The 23812-nt window shown below is 63.3% G+C and carries 24 protein-coding genes and 1 pseudogene; 12 read left to right on the top strand and 13 right to left on the bottom strand.

What is annotated here, in order from left to right; translation table 11 throughout:
• The first annotated feature begins 4 nt into the window (after positions 1-4).
• The gene (locus ABIB90_RS21060) at positions 5-1054 is read left to right on the top strand and encodes a hydroxyacid dehydrogenase (protein ID WP_354164458.1); all 1050 of its coding nucleotides are present in this window, start codon (positions 5-7) and stop codon (positions 1052-1054) included.
• A 34-nt stretch (positions 1055-1088) separates the two neighbouring features.
• Here ABIB90_RS21060 and ABIB90_RS21055 read toward each other — a convergent pair whose 3' ends face one another.
• Positions 1089-1322, bottom strand: coding sequence for a hypothetical protein (locus tag ABIB90_RS21055; RefSeq protein ID WP_354201310.1), 234 nt, complete (start codon positions 1320-1322; stop codon positions 1089-1091).
• Here ABIB90_RS21055 and ABIB90_RS21050 point away from each other — a divergent pair.
• Positions 1222-1620, top strand: coding sequence for a flagellar basal body rod protein FlgC (locus ABIB90_RS21050; protein ID WP_354201307.1), 399 nt, complete (start codon positions 1222-1224; stop codon positions 1618-1620). The two genes, ABIB90_RS21055 and ABIB90_RS21050, sit on opposite strands and share 101 nt — an antisense overlap.
• Before the next feature lie 193 nt (positions 1621-1813).
• Positions 1814-2026 (top strand): hypothetical protein, encoded by a 213-nt coding sequence (locus ABIB90_RS21045; protein ID WP_007593289.1) that lies wholly within the window; start codon positions 1814-1816, stop codon positions 2024-2026.
• Between the two features lie 4 nt (positions 2027-2030).
• Here ABIB90_RS21045 and ABIB90_RS21040 read toward each other — a convergent pair.
• The 6 genes and pseudogenes from ABIB90_RS21040 to ABIB90_RS21015 form a co-directional block, all read right to left on the bottom strand.
• Positions 2031-2607, bottom strand: a pseudogene (locus ABIB90_RS21040) (GNAT family N-acetyltransferase).
• A gap of 6 nt (positions 2608-2613) precedes the next feature.
• Positions 2614-4971 (bottom strand): Orn/Lys/Arg family decarboxylase, encoded by a 2358-nt coding sequence (locus tag ABIB90_RS21035; protein ID WP_354164461.1) that lies wholly within the window; start codon positions 4969-4971, stop codon positions 2614-2616.
• Positions 4972-5074: 103 nt separating this feature from the next.
• The gene (locus ABIB90_RS21030; protein ID WP_354164464.1) at positions 5075-7279 is read right to left on the bottom strand and encodes a xanthine dehydrogenase family protein molybdopterin-binding subunit; all 2205 of its coding nucleotides are present in this window, start codon (positions 7277-7279) and stop codon (positions 5075-5077) included.
• A 7-nt stretch (positions 7280-7286) separates the two neighbouring features.
• Positions 7287-8303, bottom strand: coding sequence for an FAD binding domain-containing protein (locus tag ABIB90_RS21025; RefSeq protein ID WP_354164467.1), 1017 nt, complete (start codon positions 8301-8303; stop codon positions 7287-7289).
• Positions 8300-8791, bottom strand: a complete 492-nt coding sequence (locus tag ABIB90_RS21020; RefSeq protein ID WP_354164470.1) for a (2Fe-2S)-binding protein — start codon at positions 8789-8791, stop codon at positions 8300-8302. Before ABIB90_RS21020 ends, ABIB90_RS21025 begins: the two co-directional genes overlap by 4 nt.
• 150 nt (positions 8792-8941) lie before the next feature.
• Positions 8942-9421, bottom strand: coding sequence for an Lrp/AsnC family transcriptional regulator (locus ABIB90_RS21015; RefSeq protein ID WP_007593271.1), 480 nt, complete (start codon positions 9419-9421; stop codon positions 8942-8944).
• Positions 9422-9555: 134 nt separating this feature from the next.
• Here ABIB90_RS21015 and ald point away from each other — a divergent pair, with 134 nt between their 5' ends.
• The 3 genes from ald (at position 9556) to ABIB90_RS21000 (ending at position 12272) form a co-directional block, all read left to right on the top strand.
• Complete coding sequence (ald, locus tag ABIB90_RS21010) at positions 9556-10671, top strand: alanine dehydrogenase (RefSeq protein WP_354201300.1); 1116 nt, start codon at positions 9556-9558, stop codon at positions 10669-10671.
• A gap of 175 nt (positions 10672-10846) precedes the next feature.
• Complete coding sequence (locus ABIB90_RS21005) at positions 10847-11065, top strand: hypothetical protein (RefSeq protein WP_007593267.1); 219 nt, start codon at positions 10847-10849, stop codon at positions 11063-11065.
• Between the two features lie 148 nt (positions 11066-11213).
• Entirely contained in the window at positions 11214-12272 is a 1059-nt protein-coding gene (locus ABIB90_RS21000) for a YeiH family protein (RefSeq protein ID WP_354164478.1), read from the top strand.
• A gap of 138 nt (positions 12273-12410) precedes the next feature.
• Here ABIB90_RS21000 and ABIB90_RS20995 read toward each other — a convergent pair whose 3' ends face one another.
• From ABIB90_RS20995 to ABIB90_RS20975, 5 genes are all read right to left on the bottom strand, one after another.
• Entirely contained in the window at positions 12411-13283 is an 873-nt protein-coding gene (locus tag ABIB90_RS20995) for an ABC transporter ATP-binding protein (protein ID WP_007593264.1), read from the bottom strand.
• Positions 13280-14188, bottom strand: coding sequence for an ABC transporter permease (locus ABIB90_RS20990; RefSeq protein ID WP_088940900.1), 909 nt, complete (start codon positions 14186-14188; stop codon positions 13280-13282). The genes ABIB90_RS20995 and ABIB90_RS20990 overlap by 4 nt, the downstream gene beginning before the upstream one ends.
• Positions 14185-15606: an ABC transporter substrate-binding protein gene (locus ABIB90_RS20985; protein ID WP_354164483.1), complete on the bottom strand. Its 1422-nt coding sequence runs from the start codon at positions 15604-15606 to the stop codon at positions 14185-14187. Before ABIB90_RS20985 ends, ABIB90_RS20990 begins: the two co-directional genes overlap by 4 nt.
• 165 nt (positions 15607-15771) lie before the next feature.
• Entirely contained in the window at positions 15772-16548 is a 777-nt protein-coding gene (locus ABIB90_RS20980; RefSeq protein WP_007593261.1) for a Crp/Fnr family transcriptional regulator, read from the bottom strand.
• 196 nt (positions 16549-16744) lie between these two features.
• Positions 16745-17041: a gamma-butyrobetaine hydroxylase-like domain-containing protein gene (locus tag ABIB90_RS20975; protein WP_007593255.1), complete on the bottom strand. Its 297-nt coding sequence runs from the start codon at positions 17039-17041 to the stop codon at positions 16745-16747.
• Between the two features lie 208 nt (positions 17042-17249).
• On the opposite strand from ABIB90_RS20975, the gene ABIB90_RS20970 reads away from it, so the two are divergent.
• The 5 genes from ABIB90_RS20970 (at position 17250) to ABIB90_RS20950 (ending at position 22394) form a co-directional block, all read left to right on the top strand.
• Positions 17250-18023 (top strand): ferredoxin--NADP reductase, encoded by a 774-nt coding sequence (locus ABIB90_RS20970; RefSeq protein ID WP_007593254.1) that lies wholly within the window; start codon positions 17250-17252, stop codon positions 18021-18023.
• Positions 18024-18127: 104 nt separating this feature from the next.
• Complete coding sequence (locus ABIB90_RS20965; protein ID WP_354164487.1) at positions 18128-19870, top strand: fumarate reductase/succinate dehydrogenase flavoprotein subunit; 1743 nt, start codon at positions 18128-18130, stop codon at positions 19868-19870.
• A 26-nt stretch (positions 19871-19896) separates the two neighbouring features.
• Positions 19897-20130 carry a 4Fe-4S dicluster domain-containing protein gene (locus tag ABIB90_RS20960; protein WP_007593252.1) on the top strand — a complete coding sequence of 78 codons (234 nt, stop codon included), beginning with the start codon at positions 19897-19899 and terminating at the stop codon, positions 20128-20130.
• A gap of 2 nt (positions 20131-20132) precedes the next feature.
• Positions 20133-21110 carry a HEAT repeat domain-containing protein gene (locus tag ABIB90_RS20955; RefSeq protein ID WP_007593251.1) on the top strand — a complete coding sequence of 326 codons (978 nt, stop codon included), beginning with the start codon at positions 20133-20135 and terminating at the stop codon, positions 21108-21110.
• A gap of 111 nt (positions 21111-21221) precedes the next feature.
• Positions 21222-22394, top strand: coding sequence for a fumarylacetoacetate hydrolase family protein (locus ABIB90_RS20950; protein ID WP_007593250.1), 1173 nt, complete (start codon positions 21222-21224; stop codon positions 22392-22394).
• A 46-nt stretch (positions 22395-22440) separates the two neighbouring features.
• Here ABIB90_RS20950 and ABIB90_RS20945 read toward each other — a convergent pair whose 3' ends face one another.
• The gene (locus ABIB90_RS20945; RefSeq protein WP_354164492.1) at positions 22441-22614 is read right to left on the bottom strand and encodes a hypothetical protein; all 174 of its coding nucleotides are present in this window, start codon (positions 22612-22614) and stop codon (positions 22441-22443) included.
• Positions 22615-22776: 162 nt separating this feature from the next.
• Here ABIB90_RS20945 and ytfQ point away from each other — a divergent pair, with 162 nt between their 5' ends.
• Entirely contained in the window at positions 22777-23742 is a 966-nt protein-coding gene (gene ytfQ / locus ABIB90_RS20940) for a galactofuranose ABC transporter, galactofuranose-binding protein YtfQ (RefSeq protein WP_354164495.1), read from the top strand.
• Positions 23743-23812: the final 70 nt, after the last annotated feature.

The following is a 23812-nucleotide window of genomic DNA, read 5'->3' as shown; positions in this document are numbered from 1 at the left end:
CCTGATGTCCGTCAACAGCAAGCGCGTCTTCTACGTTAAATATCTGGCCAATCCGATCTATATCGACATTCTGAAGGCGCGGCCCGACGTCCGGCTCGATCGCATCGAGAACGAGAGCCCCGAGGAATATTTCGCGCCGATCATCGAAGCGGCTCATGTCTACCAGATCGGCGCCGCCCGTGACGAACTGGCCCCGCATTTCCATGTCGATGCTGCCTTCCTGAAGCGCGCGCCGAACCTGCTGCTCGTCTCCAGCAACGGCGCTGGATTCGATCCTGTTGACGTCGAGGCCTGCACCGATGCCGGCGTGCTGGTCGTCAACCAGTCCGGCGGCAACGCCCATTCCGTCGCCGAGCATGCGCTGGCGATGATGCTGACGCTGTCCAAGCGCATCATCCAGTCCGACCGCAAGCTCCGCAGGGAGTCCAACGTCAACCGCAACGAACTCGTCGGCAACGAGATCGAGCACAAGACCGTCGGCATTATCGGCCTCGGCAATGTCGGTCGCCGCATCGCCGCGCTGTGCAAGGGCCTGTTCGGCATGAAGGTGCTTGCCTACGATCCGTACCTGACGGCCGAAATGATGGCCGAGCGGGGCGGCGAGAAGGTCGAGCTCGACGAGCTCTTGCGCCGTGCCGACTTCGTCTCGATCTCCTGTCCGCTCGACAAGGGCAGCCGCAATATGATCAGCGTGCGCGAGTTTGGGTTGATGCAGCCGCATGCGTACTTTATCACCACGGCGCGTGGCTTCATCCACGATGAAGATGCGCTGCTCCAGGCGTTGCGTGACAAGCGCATTGCGGGCGCCGGTCTCGACGTCTGGTCGAAGGAGCCGCCGCCGCCGGAGCATCCGCTGCTCCAGCTCGACAACGTGCTGGCGAGCCCGCATACGGCCGGCGTCACGATCGAGGCGCGCCAGAACATGGGCCGCATCGCCGCCGAGCAGGTGCTGGATACGCTCGACGGCAAGCGCCCGCCGCGCATCATCAATCCCGAGGTCTGGCCGCGCTATGCGGAGCGGTTCAAGCAGGCGTTTGGTGTGATGCCGGCGTAGGGCGCGCGAAGTCTGATCGTGCTCCGATCGCTGGTTACGAGGATGAAAACAGAAAGCGGCGGATTTTACTGATGGCGTGAGTGAACACGTATGACTTGTCCTGTAGATCAGGGTTCATGAGCATATTTTCGATTGCGACATCCGGACTTTCCGCGGCGAGTTTGCGTGTGAACGTGGCCGCGAGCAATATCGCCAACATTCGCACGACAGGCCCGCTACCTGCGTCAGGCGGATCGAGCACATCGGCCAGTGCGGTCAGTTCGAGCATTAGTCCGACGTTTCCCGCGGCTTATGTGCCGTTGCGAGTCGATCAGGTCGACCAATCGAGCGGCTCGACGCCGGGCGGTACGTTCACGACCGTGTCGGCGGTTTCGCCGAGCTTTACCGCACAATCCGACCCAAGCGCCCCCTTCGCAAACCAGGACGGCCTGGTCGCCGCGCCGAATGTCGATCTCGCCAGCGAATTCGTTCAACTGGCGACCGCGAAGTACAGCTTCATTGCCAATGCGAAGGTCATTCAGGCCTATTCAGAAACGACAGAGTCGCTACTCGACATCACGACGTGATGTCGGCGCGGGCGCTCGTGTCGCGCGCGCCTTCCGCAGGCCCCTAGGCAGGGCGGGGGTGGTTGACGGATTGAGCCGACGACTGTCGGCGGGCGGGAACCGCGCCCCGACCTTGATCCGCATCAAAATCTCCCTCCCGCAATCCGGCTAAATGGGATTAGAGTGAGCGCCGCCGGGGCAGGCAGGAGGTCCCATGTCAACTTATGTGGTCAGGTTCATGAAGGACGTGCTCGGCCAGTACGGCCGGCAGATCGAGGTGTGCCAGGGCACGCTCGAGATCGACGCTTCCGACGAGAACGAAGCCAGAGAGCGGGCGAAGGCGAGGTTTTGCGAGGACCAGGCACTGCACCACTGGTCCTTGCATGCCGACCGCATCCAGGTCAGACCGGCTGACTTTCCGTCGTGAGGGCCTAGCGGCCGGGCGCCGTGACGGGCGGCGGCGCGGTGACGCCGGCACCGAGCGAGCGCTGTACCATGACGGTGTCGGACCAGTGACCGTTGCGATAGGCGACACCGCAGAGCAGGCCGGCGCGCGCGAAACCGAACTTCTCGTGCAGCGCCAGCGAGGGGGCATTGTCGGCATCGATATAGCCGATCATCTGGCGGAAGCCGGCCGCCGCACACGCGTCGATCAACTCCTGCAGCAATAGCCGTCCGACTCCGCGGCCGAGATGGTCGTGGTGCACATATCGAATGCTTGGCGGCGTAGCGATAAGCTGGACGCTTGCGGAACAGTACCGCATAGGCATATCCCACGACTTCACCACGAAAGGTCGCGACCAGATGCGGCAGGCGGGTCTGCTTCAGGTTCTTGCGCCGATCGCGCAGATCGTCCGGCTCGGGCGCACCGGTTCCCTCGACATCGCGCGGCACGCCGTTGCGGACGTGATGGCGGTAGATCGCCAGCATCGCATCGACGTCGCTCTCGCGTGAGGGCCGGACCACGACTGGCCCGTCATCCGGGCGCGCAATCGCAGTTTCGTTCATCGGCACCTACCCGGCAACGACGTAAGTATAGAGCCCGATGCGCCCCTGCGCATCGATCTCCTTGTAGACGCCCTGGATTTCCACATCGAAGCCCGGGAACGTGTTGAAGCAGGTCTCGAACATCTTGAGATAATCCAGCATGGGCTTGGCCCGTTCCGTCAGCCGCTCGCCGGGCACGATGGTTGCGATGCCGGGCGGATAGACCACGAAGGGCGTGGTGGCGATGCGGCCCGTGATCGCCTCGATCGGCAGATAGTCGACATCGTTGCGGAACAGGTAGCGCGCGGCATCGCGGGGCGACATCGCGATGTCAGGCATGTGCTCGGGCATGAACTGCCGGGCCTGGAGTGCGCTGACGTCGGCGGCACGGAAGAAACGGTGCATATCGCCGCAGAGATCGCGCAGCCGCACGCCGGCATAGCGCGCCTGCCGTCGCTGGCAGAACTCCGGGATGGCGTCGGCCAGCAGCGCATTGTCGTCGTGCAGCCGCTTGAATGCGACGAGACCGGAGATCAGCGTGCCCGCCTTGCTTGCTTCGACGCCCGGAGTGAGCAGGAAGAGCAGGGAGTTGAGGTCGTTCTTCTCGGGGACGATGCGGTTCTCGCGCAGATATTGCGCGACGACCGGCGCGGGGATGCCGTGCTCGACATAGGCGCCGGTGATGCGATCGAAGCCGGGCGTGAGCAGCGTCAGCTTGTTCGGATCGGTCATGGCAAAGCCCTCGCTGAGGCCAGGGAAGCCATGCCAGGCGCTGTCGGGGGAGAGCTGCCACAGCGCAGGGTTGGTGGCGAGTTCGTCGGTGGAGAGTGTTTCCCAGGCGACGTTGTGGGCGGCGCCGGCGCGGCTGACGTCGGGAATTGCGACGCGGTCGGGGACGAAGGGTTCGAAGAACCAGCGGCGGTCCGGAGTCTGCTCCTTCTCCTCGAACTCCCGGCGCATCGCGCGGATTTTCTTGCGCAACTCGATGCCGAGCCGGATCGTGTCGTCCCACAACACTTCGCCGGAGCGGCCCTTCATCATCTGTGCGCCGACGTCGAGCGAGGCGAACAGCGGGTAGAATGGCGACGTGGAAGCGTGCTGCATGAAACTTTCGTTGAAGCGGCGGTGCTCGACGCGCCGTTTCTGGCCGCGGATGTGACGATCCTTGATGTGGATCTGGGATGCCTGCGAGAAGCTCGCGAGCTGCTTGTGGGTCGACTGCGTCGCGATGATGCCGGGAGCCTCGGGGGGAAGGTTGGTCAGCCCCATGGCGAAGCGGCCGGCATAGAGCGGGTGGAATTTCATGAAGCCGGCCCAAGCCTCGTCGAACAGGATGTACTCGCAGAGATGGCCGATGCGCTTCAAGATCATCTCGGCGCTGTGAATGGTGCCGTCATAGGTGCACTGCTCGACCACGGCGACGCGGAACGGCCGCTCCTTGCGCCAGGCGTCCTTGTCCGTCACCAAGGGATGATTGCGGATCGTCTCGCGCAAGGTTTTCTCGTCGAGCATGTCCCAGCGCATCGGGCCAATCAGGCCCCAGGCGTTGCGGATGGTCGGCACGTAGACCGGAACGCCGCCATTGATCATCAGCGCGCCATGATGAGCGGCTTTGTGATTGTTGCGGTCGAACAGCACGAGATCGCCGTCGGTGACGAGAGCGCCGAGCGCGATCTTGTTCGATGTCGAGGTTCCGTTGAGCACGAAATAGGTCTTTTCCGCGCCAAAAATCTGGGCGGCTTCCTTCTGCGCCCTTAGCGCGGGACCTTCGTGGGTGAGGAGGTCGCCGAGGTCGAGCACGGAATTGTCGAGGTCGTCGCGGAACACGGACTCGCCGAGATGTTCGACGAACACCCGCCCGATCGGACTGCGGTTGTAGAACACGCCGCCATTGTGGCCTGGACAGGTCCAGAGCTGGTTGCCCTCTTCGGCATAATCGACCAGCGCGCCGAAGAAGGGCGTCTTCAGCGTCTCCGCATATTGCTTCAGACGGCTGATCAGGTTCTTGGCGATGAAGGTCGGTGTCTCCTCGGACAGGAAGACATAACCGTCGATGAAGTCGAGCACCTCGACCGGCAGATCCTCGAACCGCTTGCGCCGGATCAGGAGGATGATCGGGAAATCGAGGCCGCGCCGCCGCATCAAATTGATCAGCGCCGAGGTCTTGCCCTCTAGGCCCTTCTTGCCCCAGTCCACCACCATGCAGCCGATCGCGGCATCGGTCTGCACCGCCATCTCCGCGTCCTCCAGCTTGCGGGCGCGAACGACCTCGAAGCCGGAACGCTGGATCTCCTCGATGATCTGGTTGAAGCGGACACCTTCGAGGTCGTCGGCGTCGAACACAGGTGCGGCGAACAGGAAGTTGAAGCGCTTGAAATAGTCCATGTCATGTCCCGAATGTGCGAGACCGACAGGTCTCGACACATTTGATGACAGCTGGATGACAGGGAGCGCGATCCCGAGCGGGCCGGGTCGGATGACCATCGGCTCAGTCCAGCAGCTTGTCCAATGTGATCGGGAAGCGGCGGATGCGTTTGCCGGTGGCGTGATAGACGGCGTTTGCGATCGCCGCCGGGACGCCGACGATGCCAATCTCGCCAATGCCCTTGATGCCGAGCCCGTTGATGTGCGCGTCCGGCTCGTCGACGAAGATCACGTCGATGTCGTGAACATCCGCATTCACGGGAATGTGGTACTCGGCGATGTTCGCGTTCATGATCCGACCGAAGCGATGATCCATCACCGTCTCCTCATGGAGCGCCATCCCGATCCCCCAGACCACGCCGCCCATGATCTGGCTGCGGCCGGTCTTGGTGTTCAGAATCCGCCCGGCCGCAACGGCGCTCACGACCCGCGTCACGCGAATGACGTTTAGCTCTTCGTCCACCTTGACCTCGGCGAAGACGGCCGAATGGGTGTTGCGCGCGTGTTTCTTGTCCTCACCGAACTGGTTGAGCTTTTCCTTCTCGATACGTTCGACACCGCCATGGCGCATCGCGTCGGCGATCGAGACTGCGCGGCTGTTGTCGCTGGCGCTGGCAATGCTGCCGTCGGTCAGCACCGTATCGACAAGCTCGGCGCCGGCGACCGGCGAGCCTGGCATCTTCCCGGCCAGAGCTAACAGCTCCTTGCGCACTTCCTCGGCGGCTGCGAGCACCGCATGTGCGCTCGAGGCGGCCATCCAGGAGCCGCCCTCGACAGGCGCCTGCGGCAGACTGGAATCTGCGAGCCTGACGCTGATGTTCTCGATTGGCAGGCCGAGTGCGTCGGCTGCGACCTGAGCGACAATGGTGTAGGTGCCGGTGCCGATGTCCGATGCGGCACATGACACCTCGGCATGTCCGTTCGACGTCAGCGCGATACGGACGGCGACCGGCATCTGCAGTGCTTCCCACACACCCGTCGCCATGCCCCAGCCGACCAGCTCCTTGCCGTCGCGCATCGAGCGCGGCACAGGATTGCGTCTGCTCCAGCCGAAGGCGTCCGCGCCGCGCGCGTAGCATTCGCGCAACTGCTTGCTGGTGTAGGGCAGGTTTTCGCTCTGGTCGCGATCCGAGTAGCACTTCAGCCGCAGTTCGACCGGGTCGAGCTTGAGCGCGACGGCGAGCTCGTCCATGGCGCATTCGAGCGCGCAGACGCCCGACGCCGCGCCCGGTGCGCGCATATCGCAAGGCGTGGAGACGTCAAGGTGAACCAGCTTGTGCGCGAAGCGGCTGTTCGGACTCTTGTAGAGCTGTTCGGCCCAGCCGGTATCGTTGCGCGCAAAATCCTCGTAGCGCGAGGTGACGGCAATGGCCTCGTGCGTGACTGAATCGAGCGTACCATCCGATTTTGCGCCAAGCCCGACGCGCTCGATCGTCATCGGCCGGTAGCCGAGCCCGTACATCTGCTGGCGCGTCAGCACGACGCGAACGGATCGCTTCAGCGCGAGCGCGCCGAGCGTTGCCAACACCACCTGATATTGCGGCCGCAAGCCGGAGCCGAAGGCGCCGCCGACGTAGGGCGAGATCACGCGAATGTCATCCGGCTTCTTATCGAACACGCTGCATAGAAACTTGTGTACGTTCTGGACGCCTTGAGTCTTGTCGTAGATCGTGAGCTTGCCATTGCTGTCCCAGACCGCCGTAGTCGCATAGAGCTCCATCGGATTGTGATGCTCGGTCGGTATCACGTAGTCCGCCTCGTGGCGCACATAAGCTCCCGCAAGAGCCGCTACGGCGTCGCCCCGCGGCTTGTGCGGCTTGTCCTTCTCGGCAGCGTTGCTGCGCTCGCCTTCGAGGTCGGTCGCAAAACCATGCTGCTCATATTCGACCCGCACGAGAGTCGCGGCAAATTTCGCGGTTTCCCAGTCCTCCGCCACGACCAACGCAATCGGCTGGCCATTGAACTTGATCGTGTCATCATAAAGCGGACGGAAAGGCGAGCCTTCCTCGGGCGCTACTTCGTCCTTCCACGAATCGTCCTTGTCGGCCAGCGGCGGACGGTTCGCATGCGTGAGCACGTCGAGTACGCCTTCGACCTGGAGTGCCGTACTGGTGTCGAGGCGGGCAATGCGCCCGCATGGAACGGTGGCCTCGACCACGAAGCCATGGAGGAGCCCGTCCGCCGGAAATTCGCCGGCGTATCTGGCGGCCCCGGTGACCTTGGCCCGGCCATCGACACGCGACGTTGGCGTTCCGACATAAGCGTTCATCGGTCCCTCACGCGATCTTCTTGTGGGCCTGGGATTGCGGCGTGGCGTTCGCCGCCTGTGTCAGCGTCCGCACGATGGCGCGGCGGGCGAGCTCGACCTTGAAGCCGTTATGTGAGCGGGGCGTTGCTCCCTGAAGCAAGAGCTCCGCGGCGTGCGCGAAATGATCGGGCGTCGCGGCCTGGCCGCGCAACGCAGCTTCGGCTTCGAGGCTGCGCCAGGGCTTGTGAGCCACGCCGCCGAGCGCCACGCGTGCCCCGCTGATTGCGTTGCCCTCCAATTCGAGCGCGGCGGCAACCGAGACCAGAGCAAAAGCATAGGACATGCGGTCGCGAATTTTGAGGTAGCTGTAGTTTTGAGCAAAGCCGCGCTGCGGCAGCTCGATCGCCGTGATGATCTCGCCGGTGCCGAGATTGGTATCCACATGAGGCTTGTCGCCGGGCAGCCGATGGAAATCGGTCAGCGCGATGTTGCGTTCGCCGGAGGGACCCGCGATGTGCACGCGCGCATCGAGCGCGGCCAGCGCCACGCTCATGTCGGATGGATTGGTCGCGATGCAGGCGGCGCTCGTACCCAGGATCGCATGGTTGCGGTTCAGCCCGTCCATCGCCGAGCAGCCGCTGCCGGGATGTCGTTTGTTGCAGGGCGTGGCCGTGTCATAGAAATAGGCACAGCGCGTTCGCTGCATCAGATTGCCGCCGACGGAGGCCATGTTGCGCAATTGCGCCGATGCGCCGGCCAGAATGGCGCTGGCGAGCAGGGGATAGCGCTGCTCGATCAGTGGGTGGTAGGCGAGGTCCGAGTTCGGCACCAGCGCGCCGATGCGCAGGGACCCGTCGGACGTCTCCTCGACCTTGCGCAGCGGCAGGCGGGAAATGTCGATCAGCCGGGAGGGGCGCTCGACATTCTCTTTCATCAGGTCGATCAGATTTGTGCCGCCGGCAATGAGTTTTGCGCCGGGATCGGCGGCGAGCAGGCGAATCGCGTCGGCGACATCATTGGCTCGGGCGTATTGGAAGTTGTTCATGGCTGGCCCATTGCCTGCTGGATGGCGGCGACGATGTTCGGATAGGCGCCGCAGCGGCAGAGGTTTCCGCTCATCAACTCCCGGATCTCGTCGGTATCTTTGGCACGGCCTTCGACGAGCAGTCCGGCCGCCGAACATATCTGTCCCGGCGTGCAATAGCCGCACTGGAAGGCGTCATGGTCGATAAACGCCTGTTGCAGTGGATGCAGCGCGCCGTCGTTGGCAAGGCCTTCGATGGTCGTGATCTTCGCGCCGTCCTTCATGACGGCGAGCGTGAGGCAGGAATTGATTCGCCGGCCGTCCACCAGCACCGTGCAGGCGCCGCACTGACCATGGTCGCAGCCCTTCTTGGTGCCGCTCAGCGCAAGATGGTCGCGCAAGGCATCGAGCAGCGTGGTCCATGGCACGAGATCGAGCGTGTGACTGACGCCGTTGACGACAAGATGGATCGGAATGCGTTCGGAAATTTGATGCGTGACATCGCCCATGTCCTGCTCCCTGCGACGGCGACCGTGCCGGACGTCAGCCGTGTTGACGCGGGGGCACGCCTCCGCCGGCCAATAGCGCCCAACGGATCACCGACCGGTTGGTTCCTTTTGATTCCCTTGCCGGCAGTTCGCCTTTCCGAGAGGTTGCGATCAGCGCTTCGCTTCGCCGAACACCACATTCGGCACGGCGCGGTTGACGACCTCGCGCAGCGCGAAGCTCGATTGCACCCGCGCGACGCGCGGCAGGCGCGACAGCTCCATGCGGTGGATGCGCTCAAAATCCTGGATGTCGCGGGCGAGCACGATCAGGATGTAGTCGTCGGTCCCCGACATCAGGAAGCAGCGCACGACGGACGGGCATTTCACCACTTCCGCCTCGAACGCCTTCAACGCCTCGTCGCTTTGGCTTTCCAACGCGATGCGGACCAGCACCGTGGTGGTAAGGCCGAACTGCGCGAGGTCGAGCGTGGCCTGATAGTCCTGGATATAGCCGTCGTCTTCCAGCGCCTTCTGGCGCCGCGCGAGCGCGGTGCTTGATAGCCCAACCTTGTTGGCGAGCTCGGTGTGGCTGGCCCGCGCATTGGTCGTGAGTTCCGCGAGGATTGCGAGATCTTTCCGGTCGAGGGCCAAAGTTTCGTTTCCAGCGTGAAAGGGCGTTTGCGCGCCGGAAACCGGCGCAGGGATGTCAAAGCTAGCGGATATTTGCACGAAACCAAACCGGGCAGGTCGCTACGATCATGAGGTGAATCAAAAGGAGGCCAGGGATGCGCGTCGGTGTGCCCAAGGAAATCAAAGTGCAGGAATATCGCGTCGGGCTCACCCCGGGCGCAGTCCGCGAATATGTCGCGGCCGGGCACGAGGTGACCGTCGAGAGCGGCGCGGGTGGCGGCATCGGCGCATCCGACGAAGTCTATAGGCGGGTAGGGGCCACCATTGCCGAGAGCGCGCGCGACATCTTCGCCAAGTCGGAGATGATCGTGAAGGTGAAGGAGCCCCAGAAAAGCGAGTGGGCCCAGCTCCGCGAAAGCCAGATCCTGCTCACTTATCTCCATCTCGCGCCGGATCCCGAACAGGCCAGGGGTTTGCTCGCCTCCGGCTGTACTGCGATCGCCTATGAAACCGTCACCGACGCGGCCGGTCACCTCCCCCTGCTTGCGCCGATGAGCGAAGTCGCCGGCCGCCTCGCCATCGAGGCCGCCGGCGCCGCGCTCAAGCGATCGGCTGGCGGCCGCGGGCTTCTACTGGGCGGCGTTCCCGGCGTGCAGCCGGCGCGGGTCGTCGTGCTCGGCGGCGGCGTGGTGGGAACGCAAGCCGCGCGCATGGCCGCGGGCCTTGGCGCCGAGGTCACCGTGATCGACCGTTCGATTCCTCGGTTGCGGGAGCTCGATGATCTCTTTGCCGGGCGCGTGCGCACCCGCTTCTCCACCATCGAATCGGTTGAGGAGGAGGTGTTCGCTGCCGACGTCGTGATCGGCGCGGTGCTGGTGCCGGGTGCGAGTGCGCCCAAGCTTGTCACGCGTGCGATGCTGACATCGATGCGACCGGGCGCCGTGCTGGTCGACGTCGCGATCGATCAGGGCGGCTGCTTCGAGACTTCGCACCCGACCACGCATGCCGATCCGACCTATCTGGTCGACGGCATCGTGCATTATTGCGTGGCTAACATGCCCGGCGCGGTGCCGGTGACGTCGAGCCAGGCGCTGAACAACGCGACACTGCCGTTCGGCCTGATGCTCGCGAACAAGGGCTTCGCGGCGGTGCTGGAAAATCCACATCTGCACAACGGGCTGAATGTGCATCGCGGCCGCATCACCAACAAGGCGGTGGCGGAGAGCCTCGGGCTGGAGTTTGCTCCGGTGGGGAGCGGGCTGGCGGCGTAGAGCACGATCCGGAAAAGTGCGCAGCGGTTTTCCAGGCCGGAAGAAGAAAACTATTGTCCCGTGCCCGTCCTGCGGAAGGAGTTTCCCCGCCGGGAGGCAAAAAAGCCAATCGCTTCCATTGCTGTTTGGGGCCGAAACGACGACATTTCCATCAGAAATTGATGGATTGACTGCTATGGAACGCACCAGGTTTGAGCCTTTCGGCGAGCAATTGGTGTCCGCAACGGACACCCAACCGCGCTCGCGCGGGTCGAAGCTGCTGCTGCGGGTTGGCACCGGCCTGTTCTGGTCGCTGGTTGCCGGCATCGTGCTGGCGCGTGCGGCCTTCTTCGAGCCCGGCGTCTACGATGGCTTCAGCCGCGTCGCCTCGCTGGCCAAGAGCCTGATCTTCTAAGGCGCGCCTGATCTTCTAAAGGGCGCCTGACCTTCAGAGCCAGATTATTCCGGGCTGAGGATAGAACTTCCCTGAGCCCTGATATGTCGAAAACTTATTTCCCAATCGGATGGCGCTGCGTATAAATCCTTCTCCTTGGGAGAGATTTGTGTCGCAGAATCAAGCATCCAGCCCGGCCGACGCCAAGCCGACCACGGCCACTGGCCGCATCGTCGCGCTGATTCCCGGGATCCTCCTCTGCATCGCCGTGGCCGGCGTTTCGGCCCTGCTCGAACGGGCGGAATTGGGCGTCTTCGAACATCCCTATGTCGAGGCGCTGGTGATGGCGATCTTGCTCGGCATGGCCGTGCGCAGCTTTTGGAAGCCCGCGCCGCGCTGGCAGTCCGGCATCGCCTTCAGCGCCAAGCAACTGCTCGAAGTCGCCGTCATGCTGCTGGGGGCCTCGATCAGCTTTGCTGCTATCGCGGCGTCCGGGGTCGCGCTGTTGGCCTCGATCGCAGCGGTCGTCGTGATCGCGCTCTGCGTCTCCTTCGGCATCAGCCGCCTGCTTGGTCTCTCGACGCGGCTCTCGATCCTGATCGCCTGCGGCAACTCGATCTGCGGCAATTCGGCGATCGCCGCGGTGGCGCCGATCATCGGCGCCAACAATGACGAGATCGCATCCTCGATCTCCTTCACCGCGATCCTCGGCGTGATGATGGTGCTCGGCTTGCCGCTGCTGATTCCGCTGCTGCAGCTATCGGCCACCCAATACGGAATCCTTGCAGGCCTCACCGTCTATGCCGTGCCGCAGGTGCTGGCCGCGACGGTGCCGGCGGGACTCGTCTCGACGCAGATCGGCACGCTCGTCAAGCTGATGCGCGTGCTGATGCTCGGGCCGGTGGTCGTCGGCCTCTCGCTGACGGCCTCGCGCTGGCACAGCGACGCCAAGAAGAGCAATGTCGGCTTTTTCCGCCTGGTCCCGTGGTTCATCCTCGGCTTCCTTGCGCTGGCGACATTGCGCTCGCTGGAGATCGTGCCGGGCACGGTGGTTGCCCCGATCACGCGGATCACGGGTTTTCTCACGGTGGTGTCGATGGCTGCGCTAGGCCTGGGTGTCGATGTGAAGGTACTTGCCAATGTCGGGGGGCGGGTGACGGCGGCCGTAACGCTGTCGCTGCTGCTGCTGCTCGGCATCAGCATCGCGCTGGTGCACTGGTTCAAGTGAGCGGCGCGACACTGCCGTAGGGTGGGCAAAGGCGCGAAAGCGCCGTGCCCACCATTTCTCTCATGGAGAACGATGGTGGGCACGCTTCGCTTTGCCCACCCTACGAAACTGGCTTCCCGCAAGCGGGGCGAGGTAAGATCAAATCACGTCCGCGAGCGAATGCCCGTGCAGCTCGATGTTCAGCCCCTGCATGCCCATGTCGTTGAGCTCGCCGCCCATCGCTTTGATGCTCTCCTCGCGGATCAGCGACATCAGTCCGCGGCGCAATGCCAGGAATTCCGACGACATCATCATCGACTGCTGCCGCGGCCGCTCCAGCGGGATCGGAATCTCCGCCTTGATCGAGCCGGGGCGCGCGGTCATGCAGTAGACGCGGTCGGACAGGAAGATCGCCTCGTCGATGTCGTGGGTGACGAACAGCACCGAGATCTTCAGCCGCTGCCACATGTTGGTGAGGATCTGCTGCATGATGACGCGGGTCTGCGCATCGAGCGCGCCGAAGGGCTCGTCCAGCAGCAGCACTTTGGGTCCTGTCGCGAGCGCGCGCACGATGCCGACGCGCTGTTTCATGCCACCTGAGAGTTTCTCGGGGTAATGCTTTTCGAAGGCTTCGAGGCCCGCGAGGCCCAGCAGCGTGCGCGCGGCGCGCTCGCGCTGCGAGCGCGGCATGCCGCGCATCTTCAGGCCGAACTCGACATTCTCTCGCACCGTCTTCCAGGGAAACAGCGAATATTGCTGGAACACCATGCCACGCTCGGCGCTCGGACCGTTCACCCTCTCGCCGTCGACGGTGACGATGCCCGTGGTCGGCTTGAGGAAGCCGGCGACCGCGTTAAGCAGCGTCGACTTTCCGCAGCCGGAGGGCCCGACGATCGAGACGAACTCGCCAGGCTTCACATGAATCTGCGTATCGGTGACGGCCTGTACCGGTCCTTCGATGCTGTCGTAGCTGAGGGAGAAATTCCTGACCTCGATATGCCCCTGCGGTGCCTTGACGACGATCTCACTCATCTTGACCTCCACGGCATCACCAATTGTCCGGCCCCCCGGATCAGCATGCTCGATCCGAGGCCGAGCACGCCGATCGCGATCATGCCGAGCGCGATGTCGGCATACTGGACCAGCGAATAGGCCTCCCAGGTGAAATAGCCGATGCCGTACTGCCCCGAGATCATCTCGGCGGCGATCAGCGACACCCAGGCCACCCCCATGCCGACGGTGAGGCCGGTGAAGATGTGCGGGAGCGAGGCCGGGAAATACACGTCGCGGAAGATCGAGCGTTCCCGCGCGCCGAGACATTGCGCGGCGCGCACCAGCACGGGGTCGACAAGCGACATGCCGTGCAGCGTGTTGACCAGGATCGGGAAGAACGAGCCGAGGAAGGTGATGTAGACGATGCTCTGCTCGTTGGTAGGCCACAGCATGATCGCCATCGGCACCCAGGCGATCGCCGGGATCGGCCGCAGCACCTCCGCCACGGGGAAGATAATCTCGTGGACCAGCTTGAAGCGGCCCATGATCAGGCCGAGCGGCACCGCGACGATGGCCGCGAGCGAGAAGCCAAAGAAGATGCGCCGGCAGCTCAAGAGAACGTGCAGCAGGAATTTCGGATCGTGGATCGCCTTGGTGAAGCTCGCATAGACCGCGAGTGGCGAGGGCACGTTGGTGAAGCGCACGAAGAACACGACGCGGTAGGTCGTCAGCAGGTGCCAGACCAGCAGGAAGGCGAGCAGCGAGATGATGCCGATCGCGGTCGCGCGCAGCCCGCCCCGGTTGAGCCGGTACCAGCGCAACGCGAGCGTGCCGAAGGAAGGCGGTGATGCGGGTGGAGTGGAGGCGGGCATGGCGCTTGCCTCCGCGATGGCACTTGCCGGCATACTGTCCTCGGGATGTCTGAGGAGGGCGGGACTGCTCACGTCTTGCCCCCGCCGACCGCCGCCTTCACGGCCTCGTCGAAGCCGAGCACCTTGCCGCTGATCTTGGCGGCATAGGCTTCGGCGTCCTTCTTCAACAGGAACGGCACAACCTGGCCATTGCCGACCGCGAAGAAAGCCTGGTCGGCGAACAGCTTGATGCCGCGGGTGGTATCGAAGACGTAAGCGACGTTGATCTTCTTGCCCTTTGCCTTGTAGTCGGCATAGGCGGCGAGCGTGCAGCCGGTTGACGAGAAAGGCATGATGCCGGCTTCGTCGACCCAGACCTCGCCGGCTTTGCGCGGATCGGAGATCGGTTTCTTGCAGAAGGAATCTTCGCCGGAGATCTCGTAATTGCTGGTGCTGGCGAGCCGCGCGTCGTAGTCGAGCTTCATCTCGGAATAGGCTTTGCGGATGTAGCTGTCGTCGACCCATTTCTTCGGGTCGAACTCCTTCATCCGGCCGAGGTTCTGCAGCACCTTGACGTCGGCCGTCGCGGCGTCGATCAGCGCCGGCTTGATCGAGGGATCAGTGGTCATGTTGCCGCTGGGGCCGAGGAAGATGTAGACGACCTCCTTGTTGATGCCGGTCCATTCCTGGATTTTCTCGGCGGCGAGCTTGGGATCGTCGCGCAGCCACTGATTGGCGGCGATCAGCGCCTTGAAATATGCGACGACGACCTCGGGATATTTCTCGGCGAAATCGGTGCGGACCACGATGCCGTGGAAGGTCGGCAGATTAGTCTCGACGCCGTCAAAGATCTTTCGCGCGAAACCGCGGAACGGCAGCAACTCGGCGAACGGAACGAAGTCGGCATGCGCGTCGATCTTCTTCTCCTGGAGATTGGTCGAGCCGACCTCCGGGCTTTGGCTGACCAGCTGGAAGAAATCCGACGCGTAGCCGCGGTCCTGCATCGCCTTCAGCACCATGCCGTGCGCGGCGGAGCCGAACGGCACGCTCACGAGCTTCCCCTTGAGGTCTGCGAGATCGTAGTAGGGCGAATCCTTGTGAACGACGATGCCGTTGCCGGAGCCCGACAGGCTGTAGGCGGCGATGCCGATCAGTCGGCTCTTGCTCTCCGGATTGCTGTCGAAAGTGAAGCCGTTCACGATCAGCGGATAGTCGCCCATCATGCCGATCTGCAGCTTGTTCGCCATCATCGCATTGGTGACGGGCGGACCGGACGTGAAGTTCTGCCACTCCAGCTCGAACTTGATGTTGGCGTATTTGCCGTCCTTCGGCAGATATTTTTCGAGGAGATGGAGCTGGCGGATGACGACGCCGGCGGTCACCGTGTTGGTCGTGGTGTCCTGCGTTCCGATGCCGAGCGTAACGGTTTCCGCCGCGGCCGGCTGCGCGAGGAGAAGCGCCAGCGACGTCACCGACATCGCGATCGAGAGCGTGGGAAGATGGCGGACCATTCTCATCCTCATTCGGTTGGATGTGCTGTGGTTGCCATGATTGGGTGAGGGCGTGGGCAGGGCAAATCCGGAATGAGCGCCACAGTCGATTAGTTGCCGGGAAAAGTTGATTGCATAGTCCTTGGGCAGTCCTGCACTATAAAGCCGCTTGGGTGGGCACCGGCCCTAGTCCGACGCTTGCCCTCGCATCTCTTCCAGCACGTCGGGCCGGCAGACCACGATCTGGGAGCGCTTGGTCAGCACGATTCCCTTCTCCTGCATGCGCTTCAGGCTGATCGTGACCCATTGCCTGGTGGCGCCGACCATGTGGGCGATATCGGCATGGGTGAAGGCGGCCGCGATCACCCGGCCGTCGGCGTCATCGACGCCATAGAGGTCGACGAGATGCAGCAACAGATGCGCAAGGCGCTGTGTGATCGAGCGCGTTCCCAGCATCTGGGCCAGCGCCGAATAGCACTTGCCCTTGAAGGTCAGGCCTTCGATCAGGCCGATCGCGAGGTTCGGAATCTCGACCGCAAGCGATCGCAACTCCTTTCCGGGCAGATGCACCACGCTGCAATTGCTGGATGCAACGCCGGACCATTGATGCACGGTGCCTTCGAACACTTCCGGCCCGCCGACGAAATTGCCGACATGCCAATAGGCCAGCGTGATCTCGCGGCCGAGCGGCGAGGTGTAGAAGACCCGGATACGGCCGCTTTCGATCAGCCAGATACCGTCATGCTTGCCACCCTGGCTGAACAGCGTCTGGCCACGGTTGAGCACTTTTCGGCGGCCCTGCTTCAGCACCAGCTCCCGCTCGCGCTGGCTGAGCTTGTCCATCAACGGCGGCGGTCCGCCGATCCATTGCTGGTTCTCGGTGAGCAGCAGCGAGGAACCGCCGGCAGGCCGGACTGCCGGGGGACCGGCCCCCCGAACCGCATTCGCCGCCGCCTGCAACATTATCTGCCTCCGGAACGTTCAAACCGTTCTAAAGAGGAGCAATGTCCGTGCCAGATTCACTCCGCTGTCATCGCCCGGCTTGACCGGGCGATCCAGTATTCCAGAGACGTCAATGGGTTATCGAGAAGCCGCGGCGTACTGGATTCCCCGCCTTCGCGGGGAATGACAGCGGAGTTTGGAGGACGACCTGTTGCGTCTACCGTCCCGCCAGGCTCAGCAAATACGGCTTCGGGTAAATCCCCCGATTATGCCCATCCGAAAACGAGATGTTCAGCCCGTAACCGAGATCGCCGATTTCGGTGATCGCGATGCCTGGAAACCGCTCGGGGAAGCGGCCGTCGAAGCGGGCGCGGGTGCAGTGGGCGCATTTGCAGGAGAGGCGGAGCGTTTCCGCCGGCAAGTCCAGCGTGTCGTCCTGAGCGGTGCGAACGCGGAGCGTCGCGAGGTCGGCGCTTGCTTCGTAATCTGCCACGATCGGTGCCACCAAGGTCATGACGTGTCTCCGACCCTTCTCTACGTTGCCGCAGCGCTGCTGCGATAGCAACTAATTGCCAGGCTCAGGTGCGAGGCGCTGATCTTCGCTGCCTGCTGTTCGATCATCGCCCACGAAATGTGAAACTAATCGACCGGGAATTTCAGTTCGGCGTTGCCGGATTCCCGTCTCTCCGAAACCTTGTGCGCAATCGAGGTCAGGAGAGACAATGAGCGCATTTCAGAAGGAAACGGTCCTGTCGGTCAGGCACTGGACCGATAGCCTGTTCAGCTTCACCGCGACGCGCGATCCGGGCTTCCGCTTCCAGAACGGCCAGTTCGCGATGATCGGGCTGGAAGTCGAGGGCAAGCCGTTGCTGCGGGCCTACAGCATGGCGAGCGCCAATCACGAGGAGGCGCTCGAGTTCTTCTCGATCAAGGTGCAGGACGGTCCGCTGACCTCGCGCCTTCAGAAGATCAGGGAGGGAGACGTCATCCTGGTCGGCCGCAAGGCCACGGGCACGCTGATCACCGGCAACCTCCTTCCCGGCAAGCGCCTGTTGCTGCTCTCGACCGGCACGGGGCTCGCGCCGTTCGCCAGCCTGATCAAGGACCCCGACGTCTACGAGAATTACGAGACCATCGTGCTCGCCCATGGCTGCCGCCAGGTCTCCGAGCTCTCCTATGGCGAGCACCTGGTAGAAGGCCTGCGCGATCACGAGTTCTTCGGGCCGCTGATCCGGGACAAGCTCGTCTACTACCCGACCGTTACCCGCGAGCCGTTCAGGAATCGCGGCCGCATCTCCGACCTGATCGCGTCGAACCAGCTCTTCGACGACATCGGTCTATCAGGCCTCGATATCGAGACCGACCGCATCATGCTGTGCGGCAGCCCGGCGATGCTGGAGGAACTTCCCGCGATGTTGTCCGCACGCGACTTTGTCGAGGGCAATCACAGCCGGCCCGGTCATTTCGTGATCGAAAAGGCCTTTGTCGAGCGCTGAGGCGCAAATCGCAGCCCGGCGACAACTAATTGCTATCGCCGGGACGCCTGCTGAACAAATCTGATGCAAAGGCGCCGGACCTGCCGGCGAACCAGGAGCAAGCGATGTCACTAGATCAGATCGTCGATGGACTTTCGGAGGTTTCCTGCGACGTGCTGGTGATCGGCGGCGGCACGGCCGGCCCGATGGCGGCACTGAAGGCGAAGCTGAAGAATCCGAAGGCCAATGTCGTCCTGCTCGAAAAGGCCAACGTCAAGCGCTCCGGAGCGATCTCGATGGGCATGGACGGCTTGAACAACGCCGTCATTCCCGGATACGCAACGCCGGAGCAGTACACCAAGGAAATCACCATCGCCAATGACGGCATCGTCGATCAGAAGGCGGTCTACAAATACGCGCAGAACTGCTACTCGATCATCGAGGAACTCGACAGTTTCGGCATCCGCTTTCTGAAGAACGAGAACGGCGACTACGCCGTCAAGAAGGTGCACCACATCGGCACCTACGTGCTGCCGATGCCGAACGGCGAGACCGTGAAGAAGGCGCTGTATCGCCAGCTCCGTCGCGCCCGCATCCTGATCTCCAACCGCTACATGGCGACGCGGCTGCTCAAATCCGCCGACGGGCGCATTGCCGGCGCGATCAGCGTTAATACTCGTACCGCCGAGATGCTGGTGATCAAGGCCAAGGCCGTCATCCTGTGCATGGGCGCCGCCGGCCGGCTCGGTCTGCCGACCTCCGGCTACATGTTTGGTACCTACGAGAACGCAGCCAATTCCGGCGACGGCTATTCCATGGCCTATCATGCCGGTGCGGCTCTGGCGAACCTCGAATGCTATCAGATCAATCCGCTGATCAAGGACTATAACGGCCCGGCCTGCGCCTACGTCGCCGGTCCCTTCGGCGCCTTCACCGCCAACAACGAGGGATCGCGCTTCATCGAATGCGATTACTGGTCGGGTCAGATGATGCTGGAATTCTACAACGAGCTGCTGTCTGGCAAGGGCCCGGTGTTTCTCCAGCTCAAGCATCTTCACCCCGACACCATCTCGGAGATCGAATCGACGCTGCACAAGGTCGAGCGTCCCACACGCGGCCTGTTCCAGCAGGGGCGCGGGGTCGACTACCGCAGCGAGTCGATCGAGATGCATATCTCCGAGATCGGCTTCTGCTCCGGTCACAGTGCGTCGGGCGTGTTCGTCGACGACAACGCGCGCACCACCGTCCCGGGCCTCTATGCCGCCGGCGACATGGCCAGCGTGCCGCACAATTACATGCTCGGCGCCTTCACCAACGGTTCGGTCGCCGGCCTCGACGCGATGGAATTCGCTGACAATCACGACTTCGCGGAATTCGACGCGGCCGATGTCGCCAGCGAACGTGACCGCGTCATGGCGCCGACCAAACGCGAGGACGGCATTCCGCCGAACCAGATCGAGTACAAGACCAGGCGTCTCGTCAATGACTATCTCCAGCCGCCGAAAGTCACGCGCAAATACGAACTCGGCATGCGCCGGCTCGCTGACGCGAGGGAAGACATGCAGGAGCGCATGATCGCGCGCAATGCGCACGAGCTGCTCCGCGCGCTCGAAGTCCAGTCGATCATGGACTGCGCGGACATGGCTGTGCATGCCTCGCTCTACCGCGAGGAAAGCCGCTGGGGCCTTTATCACTGGCGCACGGATTTCCCGGAGAAGGACAATGAGAACTGGTTCTGCCACACGCTGCTCAGCAAGCAGGACGGCAAGATGACCAGCGAGAAGCGTGCCGTGGAGCCCTATATCGTGCCGATCGCCGACGATGAGAAGGATCTCTACGACAAGCAGCGCATCCGCGCGACAGCCTGACCCGCCAAAGTAACAGGAGACATACGATGCCTCTCGCTTCCTATCAGACATCGGTTCCGGTGGTCGTCGACGACGCCAAATGCATCGCGGACAAGGGCTGCACGGTGTGCGTCGACGTCTGTCCGCTGGACGTGCTGCGTATCAGCGATATGACCAACAAGGCCTATATGGCCTATGACGAATGCTGGTACTGCATGCCCTGCGAGGCGGATTGCCCGACCGGCGCTGTCACCGTCAACATTCCCTATCTGCTGAGGTAGTCATGTCGAGCCCGTTCGAATCCTACGACGATCTCGAAGATGCCGACGAGCGGCTCCAGGCCGCCGATCCAGGGGAGCGCCGCGTCGCCATCATCGCGCTCGGCCATTCCGGCGATCCCGCAGCAGTCGGCCATCTCGCCAAAATGGTCGCCGATCCCGATGCCGGCGTCCGCCAGCAGGTCGCGATGGCGCTTGGCGAGTTCGACGGGCCGGAGGCTGCCAGCGCGCTGGTGAAGCTGCTGGTCGATCCTGAGAGAATCGTTGCGTCCGCCGCGGCCGACAGCATGGCCGAGTTCAAGGATCCTGCCTGCGCCGAAATCATCCTGCCGCTGGTCAAGCACGCCCACGCCTTCGTCCGCATGGGCGCGTTGCGCGCGCTGAAGGAGCTGCGCTGCAAGGATACGCTGAAGCCGGCGCTGGAAGCGCTCCAGGATTCCGACGCCGCCGTGCGGGTGCAAGCGATCGGCGTGATCGGGTTCCTCAAGCTGGAGGAATCAATCCCGGCGCTGACCGCGCTGATCAACGATCCCGACGCGCATGTGCGCCGTGCCGCCGTCAGCGCGCTCGCCTTCTCGCAGATGAAGCCCGCGGCTGAGATGATCACGCGCGCGTTGAAGGATTCGGACTGGATGGTGCGGGAGATGGCCGCAGAAACGCTGGGCCTCAACGTCAACGGCTCGATCGCCGCCGACCAGCTCATCGCTTCGCTCAGTGACGAGTTCTGGCAGGTGCGGCTGAAGGCAATCCGCAGCCTTGGCCGGATGAAGATCGAGCACGCGGTTCGCCCGATCGGCAATTGCGTCAACCATGAGCAGGCGAATTTGCGGAAGGAAGCCGCTGCTGCGCTCGGCGAAATCGCCCACCACGACGGCGAGGCGTTCCTTGCCGTCATCGCCAACGATCCAGATCCCGAGGTGCGCAAGAACGCGCGCTGGGCGCTTCAGCAGATCGCGGCCCGGAAAGCGCGCGCGGGGGCATAGGAGCGCGGCGGGCTGCCGCGCTGGACTTCCCGTCCCAGACGTTTATTGGTCTTCGCCAATGTGATCGGCCTCCGCGAGCGCGGCCGATCCGAAAAGAGCGAGGATACGCCCATGACGACATTGACGGTAAAGGACCTTCTTCCCGAGGACGGCACGCGGGGAACGCTTGTCGGCCGCGTCTGGCTGCCGCAGGCGAATGGCCCGGCCGTGGTCGCCGTGCGCGGCGATGGTGTGTTCGACGTCACCGCAACGTTCCCGACCGTCAGCACGCTCTGCGAGGAGGACGATCCGGCGAAGGCGCTTGCCACGACCAAGGGCGAGCGCATCGGCGATATCGAGGCCATCGTCCGCAACACGCCGCCCGATCAGCGCGATCCGAAAAAGCCGTGGCTGCTCGCGCCGGTCGATCTCCAGACGCTGAAGGCGGCCGGTGTGACCTTCGCCATCTCGATGCTGGAGCGCGTGATCGAGGAGCGGGCGAAAGGCAATCCGGCCTCGGCCGAAGCGATCCGGCAAGAGGTGACGCGGCTGATCGGCGACGATCTGTCGAAGCTCAAGCCGGGCTCGGACCAGGCGATGCACCTGAAGCAGGTGCTGATCGACCAGAACGCCTGGAGCCAGTATCTCGAGGTCGGCATTGGCCCCGATGCCGAGGTCTTCACCAAGGCGCCGACCTTGTCGTCGGTCGGCACCGGCATGGATGCGGGGCTGCATCCGAAATCGACCTGGAACAACCCCGAGCCGGAGCTGGTGCTGTTCGTCTCGAGCCGCGGCAAGATCGTCGGCGGCGCGCTCGGCAACGACGTCAATCTGCGCGACTTTGAGGGCCGTTCGGCGCTGTTGTTGTCGAAAGCCAAAGACAACAACGCGTCGTGTTCGATCGGTCCGCTGCTGCGCCTGTTCGACGACAGCTTTACCCTCGATGACGCCCGCAAGCTCGACATCAGCCTGAACGTGAAGGGGCAGGACGGTTTCGTCCTCGACGGCCATTCCTCGATCAGCATGATCAGCCGCGATCCGACCGATCTGGTCGAGCAGACCATCGGCAAGGTGCATCAATATCCTGATGGCTTCGTGCTATTCCTCGGGACCATGTTCGCACCGGTTAAGGATCGCGACGCGCCGGGGCAGGGGTTCACCCACAAACGCGACGACATCGTCACGATCTCGGCGCCCCAGCTCGGCAAACTCGTCAACCGCATGCGGACCAGCGACGAGTGCGAGCCCTGGACCTTCGGCATCGGCGCGCTGATGAAGAATCTGGCGCAGCGGAAGCTGATCTAGCGGTCGGCATGTTGCCCGGCCGACAGCGGGCGATTGCACATCGAAATCAGAGAAGGTCGTCATGTTGTTCCGGGCATCCACGTTCTTTGTCCCGCATGGCAAGGACGTGGATAGCCGCGACAAGCCCGCCCATGACGATGTGGCGCTGGCCAAGCCGCATCATTTCTTTCATCTTCCCGTTGCATCCGCGGAACAAAATCGCGCTGGGCGTGTCGTACAATGACTCTCCTGCCGAATGTCACCTCCCGACCAAATAGTCAGATAATATGACTAGTCGGAACCAAGCTTCCGTGAAATAGTCCCTCCCGCCGCCTCAAAGGTCGGCCTGTGGGTGCGATGCTACCAATCGGCGCCCCGGATAACATTTTGGGAGATACGCCTGATGATCCTCAAAGCCCTCTTTGCGGCCAGCGCCACTGCCGCGTTGCTGCTCGCGCTGCCGGCGAATGCCGCCGAGCTCACCATCGGCTTCTCGCAGATCGGATCGGAATCCGGTTGGCGCGCGGCCGAGACCTCGGTCTCCAAGCAGGAAGCCACCAAGCGCAAGGTCAATCTCAAGATCGCCGACGCGCAGCAGAAGCAGGAGAACCAGATCAAGGCGATCCGCTCCTTCATCGCGCAGAATGTCGATGCGATCTTCCTCGCGCCCGTCGTCTCGACCGGCTGGGACTCGGTGCTGAAGGAAGCCAAGGAGGCCAAGATCCCGGTCGTGCTGCTCGACCGCGACATCGATCCCTCCGGCAAGGAGCTCTATCTCACCGCCGTGACCTCAGACAGCGTGCATGAAGGCGAGGTCGCCGGCGACTGGCTGGCGAAGACCGTCGGGGCCAAGGCCTGCAACATCGTCGAACTGCAGGGCACGGTCGGCGCCAGCGTCGCCGCCAACCGCAAGAAGGGTTTTGACACCGCCATCGCCAAACACGCGAACCTGAAGGTGGTGCGCAGCCAGACCGGCGACTTCACCCGCGCCAAGGGCAAGGAAGTGATGGAAAGCTTCATCAAGGCCGAAGGCGGCGGCAAGTCGATCTGCGCGATCTACGCGCATAATGACGACATGATGGTCGGCGCGATCCAGGCGATGAAGGAAGCTGGCCTCAAGCCGGGCAAGGAGATCCTCACTGTCTCGATCGATGCGGTCCCTGACATCTTCAAGGCCATGGCCGCCGGCGAAGCCAATGCCACGGTCGAACTGACGCCGAACATGGCGGGCCCCGCGCTCGATGCCATCGCGGCCTTCAAGGGCAAGGGCACGGTGCCGCCGAAATGGATCCAGACCGAGTCGAAGCTTTATACGGCCGCCGATGATCCGCAGAAGATCTACGACAGCAAGAAGGGCCTCGGTTACTGAGGCGAGGAAGTCGCCGGACGGCCGTGTTTCGGCAGTCCGGCGATCCCGCTCGAAACCGCTGCGCGAACGA

This window comes from Bradyrhizobium sp. JR4.1, from assembly GCF_040548605.1.
GTDB lineage: Bacteria > Pseudomonadota > Alphaproteobacteria > Rhizobiales > Xanthobacteraceae > Bradyrhizobium > Bradyrhizobium canariense.
The sequence above is the reverse complement of the archived record's forward strand: the minus strand, read 5'-3'. Positions and strand labels throughout refer to the sequence as shown.